This window comes from Bradyrhizobium sp. Kon10, from assembly GCF_055807395.1.
The window spans coordinates 1-268 of the sequence record NZ_JBVVOZ010000240.1; the positions used below are offsets into that span (position 1 = coordinate 1).

The window sequence follows — 268 nt, forward strand, 5'->3', positions numbered from 1 at the left end:
CTATTTCACCAAGCTCGAGACCACGAGGGCGCCGGCGATCGCAGCGACCGTGCCAAGCCCTGCATCAGGCCCTGTTTCAAGCCCCGCACCAACTGCGCCAAGCCCGTCATCCACCATGGCGGCGAAAGCGCCGATGCCCATGCCGGCACCATCGGCTTCGCCGATGGCCGGCAAGTTTCCCGCCGACAGCGTCCCCTTCATCAACGAGCGCATCCGCAACTACCTGGCCGGCGACTATTCCGCTGCCAGCGACTACAAGGCGTTCGCG

Annotated in this window: 1 protein-coding gene; it reads right to left on the reverse strand. The window is 65.7% G+C overall.

The features are described 5' to 3' along the window. The gene (locus AC0L2O_RS36880; RefSeq protein WP_473373218.1) at positions 1-174 is read right to left on the reverse strand and encodes a hypothetical protein; all 174 of its coding nucleotides are present in this window, start codon (positions 172-174) and stop codon (positions 1-3) included. Between the last annotated feature and the right edge of the window lie 94 nt (positions 175-268).